Source organism: Dolichospermum planctonicum, assembly GCF_005402965.1.
Taxonomy (GTDB): domain Bacteria; phylum Cyanobacteriota; class Cyanobacteriia; order Cyanobacteriales; family Nostocaceae; genus Dolichospermum; species Dolichospermum planctonicum.
In genome coordinates, this window is record NZ_BJCF01000013.1 from 24478 (window position 1) to 40811 (window position 16334).

General features: G+C 37.3%; 15 protein-coding genes. 7 read left to right on the plus strand and 8 right to left on the minus strand.

Features of this window, described 5'->3' with window-relative positions:
- Positions 1–3: 3 nt before the first annotated feature.
- From FFO06_RS07835 to FFO06_RS07870, 8 genes are all read right to left on the minus strand, one after another.
- On the minus strand, positions 4–873 hold the full coding sequence (locus FFO06_RS07835) for a sulfotransferase domain-containing protein (RefSeq protein WP_137907535.1): 870 nt from the start codon (positions 871–873) through the stop codon (positions 4–6).
- A 74-nt stretch (positions 874–947) separates the two neighbouring features.
- Complete coding sequence (locus tag FFO06_RS07840) at positions 948–2732, minus strand: thiamine pyrophosphate-binding protein (protein ID WP_137907536.1); 1785 nt, start codon at positions 2730–2732, stop codon at positions 948–950.
- A gap of 62 nt (positions 2733–2794) precedes the next feature.
- Complete coding sequence (locus FFO06_RS07845) at positions 2795–3508, minus strand: sulfotransferase family 2 domain-containing protein (RefSeq protein WP_137907537.1); 714 nt, start codon at positions 3506–3508, stop codon at positions 2795–2797.
- A gap of 44 nt (positions 3509–3552) precedes the next feature.
- Positions 3553–4119 carry a chorismate--pyruvate lyase family protein gene (locus FFO06_RS07850; protein WP_137907538.1) on the minus strand — a complete coding sequence of 189 codons (567 nt, stop codon included), beginning with the start codon at positions 4117–4119 and terminating at the stop codon, positions 3553–3555.
- A 38-nt stretch (positions 4120–4157) separates the two neighbouring features.
- Complete coding sequence (locus FFO06_RS07855) at positions 4158–5669, minus strand: sulfotransferase family protein (protein WP_201275441.1); 1512 nt, start codon at positions 5667–5669, stop codon at positions 4158–4160.
- Positions 5670–5684: 15 nt separating this feature from the next.
- A complete protein-coding gene (locus FFO06_RS07860; protein WP_137907539.1) occupies positions 5685–6977 on the minus strand; it encodes a coproporphyrinogen-III oxidase family protein in 1293 nt (430 codons plus the stop codon).
- Between the two features lie 106 nt (positions 6978–7083).
- Positions 7084–7341, minus strand: coding sequence for an acyl carrier protein (locus FFO06_RS07865; RefSeq protein WP_137907540.1), 258 nt, complete (start codon positions 7339–7341; stop codon positions 7084–7086).
- 5 nt (positions 7342–7346) lie between these two features.
- A complete protein-coding gene (locus FFO06_RS07870) occupies positions 7347–8834 on the minus strand; it encodes a class I adenylate-forming enzyme family protein (protein WP_137907541.1) in 1488 nt (495 codons plus the stop codon).
- A 648-nt stretch (positions 8835–9482) separates the two neighbouring features.
- Here FFO06_RS07870 and FFO06_RS07875 point away from each other — a divergent pair.
- The 7 genes from FFO06_RS07875 to FFO06_RS07905 all read left to right on the plus strand — a co-directional run bounded on the left by FFO06_RS07875 (position 9483) and on the right by FFO06_RS07905 (position 16318).
- Complete coding sequence (locus tag FFO06_RS07875; RefSeq protein WP_137907542.1) at positions 9483–10547, plus strand: sulfatase-like hydrolase/transferase; 1065 nt, start codon at positions 9483–9485, stop codon at positions 10545–10547.
- 3 nt (positions 10548–10550) lie between these two features.
- Complete coding sequence (locus FFO06_RS07880) at positions 10551–11339, plus strand: sulfatase/phosphatase domain-containing protein (RefSeq protein ID WP_137907543.1); 789 nt, start codon at positions 10551–10553, stop codon at positions 11337–11339.
- A 134-nt stretch (positions 11340–11473) separates the two neighbouring features.
- A complete protein-coding gene (locus tag FFO06_RS07885; RefSeq protein WP_137907544.1) occupies positions 11474–11947 on the plus strand; it encodes an H-type lectin domain-containing protein in 474 nt (157 codons plus the stop codon).
- A 52-nt stretch (positions 11948–11999) separates the two neighbouring features.
- The gene (locus tag FFO06_RS07890; RefSeq protein ID WP_137907545.1) at positions 12000–12413 is read left to right on the plus strand and encodes an H-type lectin domain-containing protein; all 414 of its coding nucleotides are present in this window, start codon (positions 12000–12002) and stop codon (positions 12411–12413) included.
- 47 nt (positions 12414–12460) lie between these two features.
- Entirely contained in the window at positions 12461–12865 is a 405-nt protein-coding gene (locus FFO06_RS07895) for an H-type lectin domain-containing protein (RefSeq protein ID WP_137907546.1), read from the plus strand.
- Positions 12866–13193: 328 nt separating this feature from the next.
- Entirely contained in the window at positions 13194–14555 is a 1362-nt protein-coding gene (locus FFO06_RS07900; RefSeq protein ID WP_137907547.1) for an aminotransferase family protein, read from the plus strand.
- Positions 14556–14800: 245 nt separating this feature from the next.
- Entirely contained in the window at positions 14801–16318 is a 1518-nt protein-coding gene (locus tag FFO06_RS07905; protein ID WP_137907548.1) for a Ycf46 family AAA ATPase, read from the plus strand.
- Positions 16319–16334: the final 16 nt, after the last annotated feature.

Consider the following 16334-nt stretch of genomic DNA (forward strand, 5'->3'; position numbering starts at 1 on the left):
TACTTAAATGTCGTATCCAGCTTCTTGGCAAAGTGGTTTGCAGTATTCAACCAAGTATTCAATACTTTCGGCATCTAATGAATCCTTCCACTTATCAATTTTGCCAGTTCTAAAAGTTCTGGCCGCAGGACTATAAATTTCTGTTAATTGAGAATAAATATTCTCATCAAAAGGAATTTCCAAATAATTAGCAATCTTTTTGACAACATTAATTTGCTTTTCACCAGTTCCTCCACCTTGCTCACCAACTAAATCTTCAAAATTTGTAAATAAACAGTTTGGCTCATTTCTCCAAGCTAACATTGAACGATAAACTGCTGCAAAATTATTAATTTTTAGCCCAGCTTTTGGGGCATATCCTCCTTCTAAAAGAAATTTTAATCGCTCTATTGAAGACATGATTTGCAAATCATCCTCTAAAAAATGCGAGGATGGCATTTTTCCTGTATCCAAAATAAATGGAATTGAAGAAGCAACTACTGCACGAGGATCTCGAATGATAAATAAATGATGATATTTGATTTCGGACAAGACAGAACTTAAAACTGGGGTCCAAGGAATATGTCCCAAAATATACTTTTTTTCTGGTATGGTATCTAACCAATTCCGCAAGGTAGCTACATTGACATAACAAGGTGTTAATGCACCAATACTGATTTTTTCGTTACTGTATTCTGTGCTGGTTAGTTTTTCTTCATCGCTTAATTTTTTTCTCACCTCTCGATAATTTAAAAACCAAGGTATAGGGCTAGAATCATGATTTTCATGATCAAAATGCTCTTGATAACCCAAGATTTCTATAGCTTTAGCTAATAAATGAGTACCACTTTTAGGTAATGAGTTAATTAAGACTCGATAGGTAGGAAATGACATAGGGAGAAAAGAAGGAGTAGGGAATAGGGGAGAGGGAAGATTAGATAAACTTCCCCAGAAATTAACATTATTAACTAATACATACCCATCGGGGGTATTTTCTCAGAATCAATATGCACATCCAATACCGTTGGACCAGGGTAACTATAAATTGCCTCGAAATTCAACTTTTCTAAATCTTGAGCGTGACGGATAATATAACTATTTGCTCCCATAGCTTTAGCCATTAAACTAAAATCTACTGTTGGTAAAGTAAATTCTAGAGGTTCTTTTCCTGTCTGTCGATGGCGATGTTTCACCATTCCATAACATTTATCATTTAAAATCACAAATATTATTGGCAACTTTTCTACAACCGCAACAGCTAGTTCATTTCCATGCATTAAAAAGCAACCATCACCGGTAAGACAAACAACTGGTGTGTTTTTGACTCCTAAAGCTGTACCAACTGCACTACCAATTCCCCACCCCATAGCTGCCGTTTCGATAGCTAAACGATAATTTTCTGGACATGGTGGAAATAAATAATGAATACTCCAAGATAACCAGTTACCAATATCAACTTGAAACCGAGTTTCTGGAGGAAGATTTCTCAATAATGCACTAATTAACTGTTGTGGTTTAACACAGACCTTTGTATCTGTGTTTTGATAACTTTCTGGTTCTAAAACTTCAATTTGGCTAGGATAGTCTTGGAGTTTTTGATCATGATGGCGCGGCGGAAATAATAGTTTTAAATTCAAATCTAATTTCCCGTTACTTTGCATAGTTTCCAGTCGGGATATTAATTCCTTAAATATGGTCTTAATATCCCCTTGAATTTGCAATTGTGCCATAGAAGAACGGGCAAAATAAATATCTGAATTGTGAATATGTACCAATTTATTATTTAGTATTGCTTTATCCCAGGCTGATGTTTCCCATTGCCCCAAAGTAGCACCAACTGCTAATATTAAATCAACTGATTCATCAGTTAAAGCTTGACGTGCTGTTTTATGCCCAGCAAATCCAAATACCCCTCTAGCTAAGGGATGATAAGGATCTATACAAGATTTACCACTTTGAGTAGTCAGAATTAATGCATTAATTAATTCAGCAAATCTAATGATCTCCGTTACTCCTCCCCCACAGTCTTTACCAATTAATAAAACAACTTTACGTCCTTGAATTAATACCTTATATAGAGTTTGCCAAAGATTTTCTAATGCTGGTAAATTTAGAAATGATGTGGGTTGGGTAATTAGTTCAGATAAGTTGGGATAGGTAGTAGGTTCTGGAGCCGGAAGACGGGAAATATCTACAGGAATACTCAAATGAACAGGTCCTTTAGGTGAACCGAAAGCCGTTTTCAGTGCGGTAAATAATTTTCTCTCTAGTTGATTAGCATGAGTAACTAAACTATTGTAGCGGGTACAATGCTTTAGCATAGCTACAGTATCTATAGTATCAGGGGAAGATTCTTGAAACGCTCCCCAGCCAAAATGTGATAAAAACGTTTGTGCTGTAATCACTAATAAGGGAGTACATTCCGCATACGCAGACGCTATTCCTGTAATTAAATTTGTTGTCCCTGGTCCTGTTGTCGCACAGCACACGCCAATTTTACCAGTCTCACGAGCATAACCGTCAGCCATAAAAGCTGCTCCAGTTTCATGACTAGTCAAAATAGCTCGTGGACCTCCTCTTTTTTCCGAGCGTGCTAAGGCTTCATATAGAGAACTATTATGACCACCTGGTATACCAAACACATATTCTATGCCTAGCAATTCTAAGTAGTCTACAATTAAATCGCTCAGTGTTCTGTGTTCTTTTTGATTATTGATTATGGATTTGTTTTCCAACGGGATTATTGTTGTCATAATTTATTTCTATGATTTTTTGGGAACATATTTGTGTAGACACAAAGTAAGGAGTAGCAATGCTATACAGCTAAAGGTGTTTTGTGGTTAAACAAGTTTGGTTTGGAGTCGGAATCATATCCATCAAATGTATAACCAAATAACTTAATGTCCTCTTGAAAATATTCTTCAACTAATTTTTTAGTTGACTCGGTATAATATAATCTATAATCTCTATGTACCGAACCATTCAAATATGGTAAAGAGGCTTTGATATTGAGAGTCTGACAAATATGTTGGAAGTCCTGCTCTAAATTCTCATATCTACCAATAAAGTCAACAATTAATTTGCCATCGGCATCAGTGATAATCTCTTTTTGTAACTTAGTCGCTCCTTTAGGAAATGGATTTTTTGTCTTGATTACCCACTCTAGATATTCCTCAAACCCTTTCATTGATTTTACAAGTTGATGTCTAATATGGGTTTCTTCTTTGAGAATAAAATGATAATAGGATACTTGCCAATCCCAAGGATTTCTTACAAAAGCAAACTTATAGAAATTGTTATATATTTCCACAGGTAGTTCTTTTTTTGCATCTTTTGCTTTTGCGTGCCACAGAGAAGATTTCCACATTTCATATAGGGGGTTGATACTATCCCCTAATTTTTCTTGTGGTCGAGCGATCTTAAATTTTTCTGGTTCTTTTGCATAGTCTTTGAGGGCATCTCTAATACTTGTGCCAGCTGCTTTCGTAACATGAAAGAAAATGAATTGATGTTCGTAAGATATGAGCATAAAATTATGTTTTCAATTATGGAGGATTTTCCTATTCCTAATTTTTAGACAAAATAGCTTTCGGGAAATTTTTCTGTAATAATCATTATGGGCTGACGATTAGAAAATACTCGATAAGTCCGAGACAGGATTTTATCTTCTTTTTTAATCTTGAAGTAGTCTGATAAATCCCCTGCTCTTTCTCTAGCTGAATCAATGATTTCTTTAAATGTTTCTACTCGATGTTCTAACCAAAGTCTTCCAATTGATTCTTGAGATTTTAGTAATCTTTCTCTAAATATTTCATCTAATCTAGATGGAACAATCACAGACTCAGCATAAATCCAATTTCTTCTACTAATTTTACCCTGAAGTAAGATTTTTCTTTCAATTACGTCATCACCAGTTTTTAGGTCTAATGCGTGAATCGGTTGGGCAGTTAATACAGGTTTTTCAGATAATTTAATAATCTGAATTTTTTCCATTAAATAAGATTCTAATATCTCAGTTAACGTACCATCTGTTGTCAAAATAATTCTTTGGAATGTGCTGAGTCTTGATGGCTCTAAGTGATTGTTGGTCAATGATTCTTCTAAATCTACTTCTATTCCGTTCAATTCTTTAGTTTGCATCTGGTTTGATTTTCCTTGGTAATCAAAAAATTATACATTTATGAGATCTTGTTTTTTAATCGAATCAATAGGGGTTCTAAACCGGGCAATACTGCCTCAATTTCCTTTTCATTTTTGCGCCATTTATCCGATGATGGTTCCGACAAAGTTCTTCTAGCTACAGGCAGAGATTGAGATAAAATTTCTTCGATATGTTGATCCCCGCGCAATTGGGCAAATTCAGCGATTTGGCTGATGGTTTTTTTCGGATCTTGAATTAAGTCATAGTAGTTGACTAGATGCCAGGATTTTTGGGGCAGGGTTTCTAAATCATCTAAAATATAAGCATTAGCAGTATACCACTGATGGGCGGCAATTTCTACTATAGAAGCTTCCTGCAAAGATTCCCATCCAGGAGTGAGGAGAAAACACCATTGACGATAAGGCCAACCAGAAAGAAATTGATATGAGGGAAAACGTTGCGACCTCCATCCTTCCATCAAACTACTGATATTTCCTCGCGGTTCTCGATATAAGTAAATAAACAATGCTTCTGGAAATACAGTTTTCAAAAAAGGAATTCGCAGCGCATTTTTAGGGGTTTTTTCGAGAAATCGAATGATGGAAAGACGCTCGTTAATGGGAAAATTTAGGTATCCTCGTGCTTCTCTATCTTGTAGTTGTCTGGTGAATCGTTCTGTTAGAATTGTCGGTATATGAGGTAGCACATCATCTTGGGTCAAGCGGTTAGAACTAAAATTTTTTGCTGCTGGGTGTAGTTCGGGAATCCCTTCTATAATTTTATGACTTTCATCTCCAATTGTCCATAAGTCGGGAAACTGAGCTAAAGTTTCAAACAACAGGGTACTACCTGCTCTCGGTGCAGAGACAATAAAGATTGGTTTGGTAAATTTCGGGAGGGGAAAATTTTCTGTAAGTAATTCTAAATCAATTAATTTCTGTACTATATCGGCTATTTCAGTTGGTGGAATCTCCCATTCTGAAGGTAAACAATGTTCTATTTCTTCTAAAGTTGAGGGTGATTTAAATAATTGCAAAATCTGCAAATGTTTAGGTAATGTCAGCAGACGCTGATAACTTTTTTGCAGTTCTAAATTTTCTACAACTTGATAGCAAGCATTTCTATTGAGTTGTGGTTTAGCTTTGAGTTTATTTCTGGCTAATAACAATTGCTTACTAGATAATTGTCTACTAGAAGATTTAGATGTTGATAACATCGAAGTAATTGTACTAATGTCGTTCCTACTCTCCAATTGTGGTAGTCTTATTGTCTCCTCAAAGTTGAGAATGAGATTTCGGTAAGTCAATTCTCCAGAATATTGATTACCAAATCGGGAAAAAGCTTTTTCCCAATTGCGTCTAAATTCCTGAATACCTGTACTCAGTTTTTGTAACTCCTGAGGAGATATCTGGGAGTTTTCTAGTTCTGAAAGTATTTTGGTGGTTAGTTTGCCAATTTCTGTTGGGGTCAATATCTGTAAACCATCAGGTTTCCAGGTCGGTTGACTATCACGACTTGGCAAGTAGGGAACGTCATTAGATACAATCATGTTTAAAGAAACTCCCTAATTCATGTTCTTAATATAATCTGCCAAAGTTTGTCCCACATAATCTCCATAGAGAATACCTTTTGCAGTTAATTCTATATGTTGTTGAGATATGGTGATAAAATCTTCTCTTTGGAGTTTGGTCAATAAGTCAGAACATAGGGATTCTAGTCTGAAACCATGTCTTTTTTGAAACTTTTTCAAATCTAGACGCAGTAATTTCATACCTAGTAACACATCCCGCACCATCAGATCCAAACCAGTGAAGCGGTATCCACGGGCTAGAGGTAGTTCTCCAGCAGCAATCATTGCTGAGTACTTGTCTGTATCGCTACTGTTTTGGAGAATGGAATCTTCTAAACAACCAAAGGCCGAAACTCCTAAACCATAGAAATCCATTCCCTGCCAAATGTTAGCAATATATTCACTGCGATCGCTATTATTTTTGGTATAGGTAAAATAGCTCCAAGGTTGGTAATTAGCTTGTGCAAATCTGTCCATTGCATACTGCATAAATTGTATTTCTTGTTCATCTGATGGTAGATGAACAACTTCTTCTCGAACACCAAGTTTATAAACTTCAGTGTTCGCAAATGCTTCCATTTTATAAACAGTGATGCTTTCTACTCCTGTATTAATCGCACATTCTAGGCTATTGCGCCAAGTTTCATTAGTTTCTCCTGCTAATCCACTCAACAAATCAATATTAATTGCCCATTTACCTTGACCTGCTTTCTGGGCAATATCTATAGCTCTGTAAGCTTGTTTTTCGTCGTGTCCTCTACCGCTCAATTTAATTACTTTATCGTCAAAAGATTGTACACCCATGCTCAGACGATTTACTCCCAATTGAGCTAAGATTTCCATCTTAGATTTGGAAATTGTTAATGGTTCACCTTCAACAGAAAATTGTTTCTTTTCTCCAAAAAACTTGAAGTTTTCCTGTAAAGCTTCGACGATTTGGACAAATTGTGACTCTACTAATAAAGTAGGAGTTCCCCCACCGAAATAAACCGCGTGAATTGGTCTATTACTAAGTTGGAAACGTTCCGCAGCCATTTTAATTTCTTGGCAAAGATGATCAACATATCCTTGCACTTCTGGTCTTTCTTTTAAATCAATAGTTTTGTAGTAACAGAACGAGCATCTTTGAGTACAAAAAGGAATATGGACATAAAGGCAGATTGGCTGCGGTTTCAATCTTTCCTCTAAAGCTTCCTTCTTCCACTGCTTAAAGGGTGGATAGTTAGGAGTTAAAGTTAGACGCTGGGGATGAAGTTCTGTAGTGTTAAGTTCAGCAAGTAAAGTCATAACTTTTTTCTGCGATTTTTTTAAGCGATTGTATGTTATTAATTAAACTGGATCACAAAATATCTTCAACAAAGAATTATGTTGTTTACTAAATTTGTTGAATCTCTCAAGATTCCATTTTTTTAGCAATAAATTCAGCCAGTACTTGTAAATTACTAAATGAGGCCAGATTTAGCTCAGAATCAGAAAAATTAATAGAAAAATGATTTTCCATTAAAGAGATTAACTCAACAGTGGCAATAGAATCAAAGCCTAATCCATCCTCAAATAATGGTAAACTTTCATCAATTTCTTCAGCCTGGAGATTGACATCCAGTTCTTCAGCAATAATTTTTTTCAATTTATCTACTACAGTAGCAGACATAGTGATTATCTCCTAACTAAATTTGTGAAATCTGTTTTGTTGCCTATAGCAATAAGCGTTTGTCGATCTACTTTACCATTAGATAATAAAGGTAAAGACGGCAGAAGCAATATGTGTTCAGGAATTGCTCTTTTAGGTAACAGTTGAAAACAGGATGCCCGAATCTCTTTTTCTGACAACTGACTATTTTTGGTGAGAACACAGTATGCAATCAGTCCTTTCCCCCTTTGACTGTCTCCTTGTGCTTCAACTACCACCGCTTCTATACCCGGAATAGTCTGAATCGCCTTTTCTATATCTGAGAATATAACCAAAAGGCCATCTCGCTTCACACTGCGATCAGAGCGACCTAAAACTTCTAAATAACCATCTGAACTAATGCGACCCAAATCTTTGGTAGAAAACCAATTACAATCTACATTTTCATATATGGTTTGTCCATCTCGATCAATATAGGCCTCAAAGCCATATTCATGCTGACACCAAAGTTCACCCACATCATGATTATCATTGGTAAATTCTCCTTGACTTTGTTCCACCCGCATCTGCACACCTGACACAGGTAAACCTAACTTTTGCATACGAACTTCTAAGGGATCTTCTGGACTAGCTGCTGCCATTACTCCCATTTCTGTACTACCGTATAGTCTCACCAAGCAACCAAACTGAGATTCATATTTTATAAATGTATCTTCCTTGATAGCGTCACCGGCCGCTACTGTGAGGTTGTATGGTCGGGAAGATTTACGCCCTTTTAGCAAAGTTTCACAGAAAACTGGAGTCATAAAAGCTACATTGGGATTAAATTCTTGCTCTCTTTGGAGATAGCGTAACAAATTAGCTCCCTTTTGTAAATCAATACAAGCTCCTACGGACACACTGGGAAGAAAAGCTGCACCCAAACCATACATATGATAAAGGGGTACTGGTATTGCTACCCTAGCATCATTAGTCAGATTTAGTCTTTGTCCACAGTTCAAAGCATTTTGCCACACTTTAGCGTGGGAATGAACTACAAGCTTGGGAATTCCTGTACTTCCTGATGTGCGGAGATAAAGTTTTGCGGTACTATCATCTTCTTTTTGAGGGTGATTATTCCATTCTTGATTTTCATGAATGAATATAAAAGATTCTGGCTGCTCCCAATTAATTACTTCCCCTTGATGAGTCAGGCTTTCAGGGATGATCCGATAACGGCAAAATCGGGGAACAGATTGCTGTAAGTCTTGTGGTGAGGATGTTTTAACCTGCTTAGGAACTAATAAAAAACTATAACCAGCCTCTAATAAATACAACAATGTTAAGGCACTAGGTAAAGAATTTTCACACTCTAACACTAAACAATCTTTGGCACTAACATCTTGCTGGGCAAAGAAATTTTTTAGGTATACAAAAATATTTTTAATGTCTCTATACGAGCAGGATAGTAGCCCGTCCGTTATGATGTTTTCCGTTTTTGCACTTAAGGATTCCAGGTCTTGAATTAGCAACATTATCTATTTCCCAGCGAAGTTAACTGTCTCCTGTATTTTAGACATATTCAGTGTATTTATTCTGAATTGGTATGAGCAACTGTAGTTAATAATACTTAGTTTTTTTGAAACTAATGATTATTTACGGAATTTGCGATTAACCATAGATTACAGCGGCTCAACGGATTTAGAAAGTTAAATGTATCTTTTGGCTACCAAAAGTAGCACATTGCCAAAAACAGCGCTGTTTTTTTTGGCACTGAGAAACATAGTACAGACTATATCATTGTTTCTCAAATTTTGTCAAAAAAATTAACACATAAAAATTTTTCAAAAAAATTTTTCAAAATTCTCCAGAATTGGTATATTATACTCATCGGTAAGCAAAAACCAACAAATTAGGATTTATCTAAATATATTAGATGGACTGTGGAAGCAGCAATTTTGTTCAGGGAACTTTTTACGTACAAACAAGTCCTACTTATTACTGCATTGATCCATATAGTAGTTTGTTGATACTGGTTTACCATTGTTTGCTTTTGCACTTTTAAACCCGTCTATATTATCTAGAATTTTTTTCAAAATTTCAAAATTCTAGATGACTGCTATGTGTTACTTATCAGTAGCAGGTGATCAAAAACCAACAAATTAATTAGGAGTTATCCGAATATGACCTCTGGAATAGGTAGCTTACCGACAAAACCCAACATTCTAATTTTACTGAACGACCAAGATAGTGCTGCCGTAGCTTCAAGATGGCCACAAAGTTTTGAACAACAGCACTTACCAGCAATGCAGCGCTTAAAAAGAAATGGTATCAATTTTAAAATGGCGTTTACTGCTACTGCTGCTTGTTCACCAAGTCGAGGAGCGATGCTCACCAGTACTTATCCTCAAGAAAATGGGGTTTTACACACTATAGGAACACCACCATCAGTAAGCACCAAAACAGATGCTAGAAATGAAAGTGACCCTCCTATAGGCTTTACTCAGGATGCTCTACGTCCTAATATGTTGAATCTAGCTCACATGCTCAAGGCCGCTGGTTACCAAGTTTTTTGGAAAGGTAAATGGCACTTGAGTCATCCCACCAATGGTACTGATAATTGGAAAGATTCCGATATTGAATACATGAAAGTTGCCTATGGTTTTGATGGATGGATTCCTGGTGATGCGGGTACAGCTAGAGCTGATTTCACTAAGTTTGGGATGGGTACTTACAAGAATGACATCCGTTATATAGATGGTACTGACTATCCAGAGTTTGACAAACTTCCTCCAGATATACAAGCTGTCTTTCAAAGAGCTAGAAGTGCTCGTCAATTTATTAGGGATTATAAACCTGAAGACGGTCCATTTTGTTTGATTGTATCTATAGTCAATCCCCATGATATTCACGCTGCTCCACACTTTGAGCCAGAAGCAGGGTATTCTGAAGAAGAATTTGTGGGCTTTGATATGCCGATTCCAGAAAGCGTGAATGAAGACCTCTCGACCAAGCCAGAAATTCAAGAAATTTGGAAACAAGCCAGCACAGCAAAAGACAATCAAAGAGCAGCAAAGATGAGACAAAAGGCACAGAGTCTTAAAGCTGCGGGCAAATTAGAGGAAGCCCAGAAACTATTAGCAAAAGCTAGCTATAAACTTTCAGATCCTCAAGGTCAAAAACTGTTTGTTAATTTCTACGCTTACTTAAAGAAATTAGCAAATCAGCATATGAATAATATTCTTTAGGAATTGGATCAAAAAGGCTTGACTAATAGTACAGTGATCGTGCGTACTGCTGATCATGGTGAAATGTGTTTGAATCACGGACTCAGAGAGAAGCCTTACAATGCTTATGAGGAAACAATTAATATTCCTCTAATTATTTCTAACCCCATACTATTTCCCGAACCACAAGAGACAACTGTTTTAGCTAGTACACTTGATATCATGCCAACCATAGCCAAAATTGTGGGGGTTTATGATACCTTTAAGTATGCTTTTCAAGGTTGTGATCTTACTCCATTATTTACCAATCCTCAAGAAAAAGTACTGGATAGATACGGTATAGAAAGAGATTGTGTACACTTCACTTTTGATGATGGCTTCTTACCAGAGAGATTTAAACTTTGTCCATTGTATATCCGCAGTATTCGCACCACTGATTGGAAGTATTCAGTTTATTTCAATTACAATGGTAATAAATTTGAATATGAAATGTATGATCTGAAAAATGACCCTCGTGAAAACAATAATCTTGTTGGTGTGGCCAGGTACTGGGATCAGCAAAAATTACTGCATGAAAAATTACTAAAAGTCATGATTGATAAGGGTACAGTACCTAGTCCTTATTGGATATACACAGAAGAAATGCAAAAAACATCTTTCCTACCACCAATATATTGGCCTACAACTCCTGAAGCTGTACTGGGTGGTAGAATGCAGTACGAAGCTAATAAAGCTCAACAAAAATTCAGACGTTCAACCCTAATTCAATCCCAAGTGAACCAAGTACCTGCTGATTTGTGGTGGGTTGGATAAAACTGAGAAAACTGCCCATTGAGATAGTGAAGTCATTGTAGAAATTGCTGAGGGTAGAATGATTTCTGCATTTACTCTCAGATTTCTATAAAGTTTCTAAAATTACATCAACAATTAAATTTTGGTGAGAAAACATGAAAAGAATTGCGGGGATTTTGTCATTACTTCTGTGTTTAGCAACATTTTTTGTGTCTCCATCAGCTTTAGCTGACGTATCTCCATTTCCAGTAACAACCTCATCTCCAGTATCTGTAACAGTTCTAGATGAAAACGATCCTATCTGGAAACTAAGTTCACCGACTTTTACATCTCAGGGAGGTACTGTATATCACGGTTATGTTATTAATCCCAAACTTTGGAATCTTCAAACCGGAACGGGATTACGCCAATTTGTGACTCATATTTACTTTGAAGAACCCTATCAAAATATACCTACAGTCACTGTTTCTCTAACTGGATTAGATACAAATAATCTAGCCAACCAACGCATTGTGGTTAAACCTATTAATATCACACTAACTGGATTCGATTTAGAATTTAGCACTTGGGCTGATAGCGGAGTTTATTCAGTTTGGTCGAATTGGACTGCTTTTGGCAATAATGCTTGATAGAAAATTTAGCTAATCTGCTGAAGACAATAATTTTTGTTTGGAGAAAAGAATGAAGAAGATACTGTGCTTTTTGTCCCTAATTCTATGTTTGACAACATTTTTCATTTCACCATCAGCTCAAGCTCAAACTAGTGAACTCAACCTGCAAAATGTTAAAGAATTTAAAGTTCAGGGGGGAGCGTTAGTTAATGGTTATTCTACTAACTCTGAAAAATGGAATCTTTTGACTGGTACTGGAAAGCGTGAATTTACCCGTCACGTTGATTTTAAAGAAGCCTATGCTGAAAAACCAGTTGTTGTGTTGGCAATTTCTGGTTTAGATGTATTAAATGCCGCCAATAATCGAATTACAGCCACACCTACAAATGTCACTCCAACAGGATTTGACATCAATTACCAAACCTGGGCAGATAGCCAGATTTGGTCGGTATTTTTGAATTGGACTGCATTTGGTGGTAAATAGGAAAATTTACAACCTATCTAGTAAAACAATAGATATTGGGAAGAACAATGAAGAAAATTGCTTGGCTTTTGTCTTTAATTTTGTGTATTGCTACTCTGATGATTTGTCCTCCAGCACAAGCTGCCCAAGAGTGGGAAATGATTTCACCCTATTTGCGATTTCAAGGTGGTAATGTCTATGCCGGTGCTTCTGAAAATGGACAAGGATGGATTCTCAATCAAGGAACTGGAGAGCGCAAGTATACCAGCCATATTGATTTTAAAGATTCCTATGTTATTCCTCCCAATGTGATTGTTTCACTGACTGGCATAGATGGGGATAATACAGCTAATAGTCGCATTAATGTTGTGGGTACGAATGTAACAGAAACAGGATTTGATATAGAATACAAAACCTGGGCAGATACCAAAATTACTTCACTTTGGTCAAGTTGGACTGCATTAGGTGAGTAATATTGTTTCTTGACCGAAAAAAATCGGATACAAGCCCCGTCCTTTTAGGACGGGTTTATAGTAAACTAGGTATAGTCGCCACAGGGTATTGGGAGACTATAAACGGACACTCCAGACTGGATCAGACTACTTTTCGGTAACACTGGTCAGTAAAGTATCAAAAAATACTCGCTCATGAAAGGACTAGGAAGCATTGCAATAGTGTTATGATGTTTAACTTAGGCTGTTTATGGTTTTTGAGTTTTTGTTTTAGAAGACAATAACTCTACTATATCAGCCCTCTTTTCATCCTATTTTTTTAGCAAAGGTATTGACAAGGTTAGTAAAAATGGAACAAGCAGAATCACACGTTTTTTATGCAGCCGGTTGGCATAAATCTTATCCAGTAGCAGAATATGGTCAAGGTATATATTTATATGATTCAGATGGTAAACAGTATTTAGATGCCATTGGTGGTACTCATGTTATTTCCATAGGACATGGTGTAGCGGAAGTAGCTGATGCTATAGCCGAACAAGCTCGTAAACTCTGCTTTGTTCATAAAGCCCAATTTACCAGTGAAGCCCAGGAACGTTTGGCTGATGTGGTGGCAGCAATGGCACCAGAGGACATGGATCGTGTGGCTTTTGTAACTGGGGGTTCAACGGCTAATGAAATAGCTTTCCAAATTGCCCAACATTATCATCGAGAAAGAGGAAAACCTGGCAAGTATAAAATGATTGCGCGTTGGCATAGTTATCATGGGAGAACTATTGCTACCGTAGCTATGACTGGTAGTCTCTTTGTGCGACGTGATTTGCCTCCTTTCGACTTACTCAACTTTCCGCATATTCAAGCACCACACTGTTATCAATGTCCATATGGTTTGACTTATCCTAGTTGCCAACTAGCTTGTGCAAATGAATTAGCTAGAACTATTGAACAGGAAGGACCAGATACCATAGCTGCTTTCATAGCTGAACCTATTATTGGTGGGGCTGGAAGTGCTATTGTGCCACCACCGGGTTATTATGAAAAAATTCGGGAAATATGTGATTTTTATGACATCTTGTTTATCTCTGAGGAAGTGATCACGGGTTTTGGTCGAACAGGTAAAAATTTTGGGATTGAACACTGGAACGCTATACCAGACATTATTACTGCAACTAAAGGTTTAAGTAGTGGATATGCTCCTATAGGAGCGGTTATTCTGCACAAGCGTGTTTATGAGACTTTTACGAAGAGTAAGAGAAAGGGATTGCCTACATTTTTAACCTATTCTGGACATCCCATCAGTTGTGCTGCCGCTTTAGCTGTGCAAAAATACATTCTCAAGCATAATCTAATTGAGCAATGTGCAGCTATCGGTAAGTACTTAAAAAAAGAGTTGCAAAAACTGGCTGATAGAGAGCCTCTGATTGGGGATGTTCGTGGAGAAGGTTTATTGTTGGGACTGGAGTTTGTCAAGAATCGGGAAACTCATCAACCTTTTGAGCGATCGCTGCATATCTCGGAAACAGTTGTCCAACAAGGTTTTAAAAATGGGTTAATCCTCAGAGGTAGATTTGGTACTGGTATTAAAGTAGACGGGGATCACATTTTAATTTCGCCACCCTTTATCATTACAGAAAGTCAATGTGATGAAATTGTCACCCGTTTAGAATTAACTATTAAACAGGTGAGAGAGTCTTTAAGTCTAATTTGTGTCTAGTTTAATTTTGCGGAGCTTTAAATTTGTAGGGTTGGATGCAGTTCGGTAATTTATGCCCATAAATAGACAGCATTAGCGGAAAGTCTATATATTGAGAGTAGTTCTGATGATCACAAATCATGGAAAACTCTCATAAGACTATTTCTACATTACCAGCCTCAACTAGATGAATAACAACTTGAGTTATTATAAATTAGAGATTTTTTGAAAATCCTGAATTTCTACATTTAAGAACCATTACTTTTATGAATTTTCGTGATGAGTTTAAATTGTTACTTCGCGCTCGGTATCCATTGATTTATATTCCCACCTATGAAGAAGAACGGGTAGAAGCTACGATTCGAGAAGAAGCCATCAATCAAGGTAATCGTCCGGTGTATACTTGGGATTTTGTAGACGGTTATCAGGGAAGTCCTAATGATGTGGGATTTGGCAAACGTAACCCGTTACAGGCCTTAGAGTTTGTAGAAAAATTGACTCCTGCTGCCCCTGCGGTGTTGATTTTGCGAGATTATCATCGTTTTTTAGATGATGTGGCCATTTCTCGTAAACTCCGTAATTTAGCCCGACTATTGAAGTCGCAACCGAAAAATATTGTTTTATTATCCCCCCGCGTCGTTATTCCTGATGATTTAACAGAAGTGCTAACGGTGGTGGAATTTCCCCTACCTAACGCAGGGGAGATCAAAACAGAGGTAGAAAGGTTATTACAAACCACGGACAACCCTCCTGGTGGTAAGTTTTTGGATGATTTAGTGCGTTCTTGTCAAGGGTTGTCTATGGAAAGAATCCGTCGGGTGTTAGTACGGGCGATCGCATCCCATGGACAATTACAACCAGAAGATGTAGATTTAGTCTTAGCAGAAAAGCGCCAAACTATCCGCCAAACTCAAATTCTCGATTTTTATCCCGCAACTGAGGAAATTACTGATATTGGGGGACTAGATAATTTGAAAGATTGGTTAATTCGTCGCGGTGGTTCTTTTAGTGAAAAAGCTCGACAATATGGTTTACCCCACCCCCGTGGGTTAATGTTAGTAGGAATTCAGGGAACTGGTAAATCCTTGACCGCTAAAGCGATCGCCCACCATTGGCACTTACCACTGTTACGCTTAGATGTAGGGCGGTTATTTGGCGGTTTGGTGGGTGAGTCCGAATCTCGCACCCGGCAAATGATTCAAGTGGCAGAAGCGCTCGCCCCCTGTATACTATGGATTGATGAAGTTGATAAGGCTTTTTCTGGCTTGGGTAGCAAAGGTGATGCAGGTACTACTAGCCGGGTATTTGGGACTTTTATCAATTGGTTAGCCGAAAAAACCTCCCCTGTGTTTGTTGTGGCTACCGCTAACGATATTCAAGCCTTACCACCAGAAATGTTAAGAAAAGGGCGATTTGATGAAATTTTCTTTGTTGGTTTACCTAGTCAGGAGGAACGAAAAGCAATTTTTTATGTCCATTTATCCCGATTACGTCCCTATAATTTGAACAGCTATGAGATTGATAGGTTGGCCTACGAAACTCCCGATTTTTCCGGTGCAGAAATTGAGCAAACGCTAATCGAAGCCATGCACATTGGCTTTAGTCAAAACCGTGATTTCACAACTGATGATATTTTAGAAGCTGCTAGTCAAATTATCCCCTTAGCGCGAACCGCTGTCGAGCAAATTCAAAAACTCCAAGAATGGGCCGCAGCTGGTAGGGCCCGTCTAGCTTCAAAATATACCCCTTTAAATCAACGTATTCAACGTCAAGAAAAGAATTAAAAATTAAAAATCTTGT

What these genes read in the sequence shown, in the direction of transcription:
- FFO06_RS07835 (WP_137907535.1), bottom strand. Translation starts at nt 873, where the DNA reads ATGTCATTTCCTACCTATCGAGTCTTAATTAACTCATTACCTAAAAGT.
- FFO06_RS07840 (WP_137907536.1), bottom strand. Translation starts at nt 2,732, where the DNA reads ATGACAACAATAATCCCGTTGGAAAACAAATCCATAATCAATAATCAA.
- FFO06_RS07845 (WP_137907537.1), bottom strand. Translation starts at nt 3,508, where the DNA reads ATGCTCATATCTTACGAACATCAATTCATTTTCTTTCATGTTACGAAA.
- FFO06_RS07850 (WP_137907538.1), bottom strand. Translation starts at nt 4,119, where the DNA reads ATGCAAACTAAAGAATTGAACGGAATAGAAGTAGATTTAGAAGAATCA.
- FFO06_RS07855 (WP_201275441.1), bottom strand. Translation starts at nt 5,669, where the DNA reads ATGATTGTATCTAATGACGTTCCCTACTTGCCAAGTCGTGATAGTCAA.
- FFO06_RS07860 (WP_137907539.1), bottom strand. Translation starts at nt 6,977, where the DNA reads ATGACTTTACTTGCTGAACTTAACACTACAGAACTTCATCCCCAGCGT.
- FFO06_RS07865 (WP_137907540.1), bottom strand. Translation starts at nt 7,341, where the DNA reads ATGTCTGCTACTGTAGTAGATAAATTGAAAAAAATTATTGCTGAAGAA.
- FFO06_RS07870 (WP_137907541.1), bottom strand. Translation starts at nt 8,834, where the DNA reads ATGTTGCTAATTCAAGACCTGGAATCCTTAAGTGCAAAAACGGAAAAC.
- FFO06_RS07875 (WP_137907542.1), top strand. Translation starts at nt 9,483, where the DNA reads ATGACCTCTGGAATAGGTAGCTTACCGACAAAACCCAACATTCTAATT.
- FFO06_RS07885 (WP_137907544.1), top strand. Translation starts at nt 11,474, where the DNA reads ATGAAAAGAATTGCGGGGATTTTGTCATTACTTCTGTGTTTAGCAACA.
- FFO06_RS07890 (WP_137907545.1), top strand. Translation starts at nt 12,000, where the DNA reads ATGAAGAAGATACTGTGCTTTTTGTCCCTAATTCTATGTTTGACAACA.
- FFO06_RS07895 (WP_137907546.1), top strand. Translation starts at nt 12,461, where the DNA reads ATGAAGAAAATTGCTTGGCTTTTGTCTTTAATTTTGTGTATTGCTACT.
- FFO06_RS07900 (WP_137907547.1), top strand. Translation starts at nt 13,194, where the DNA reads ATGGAACAAGCAGAATCACACGTTTTTTATGCAGCCGGTTGGCATAAA.
- FFO06_RS07905 (WP_137907548.1), top strand. Translation starts at nt 14,801, where the DNA reads ATGAATTTTCGTGATGAGTTTAAATTGTTACTTCGCGCTCGGTATCCA.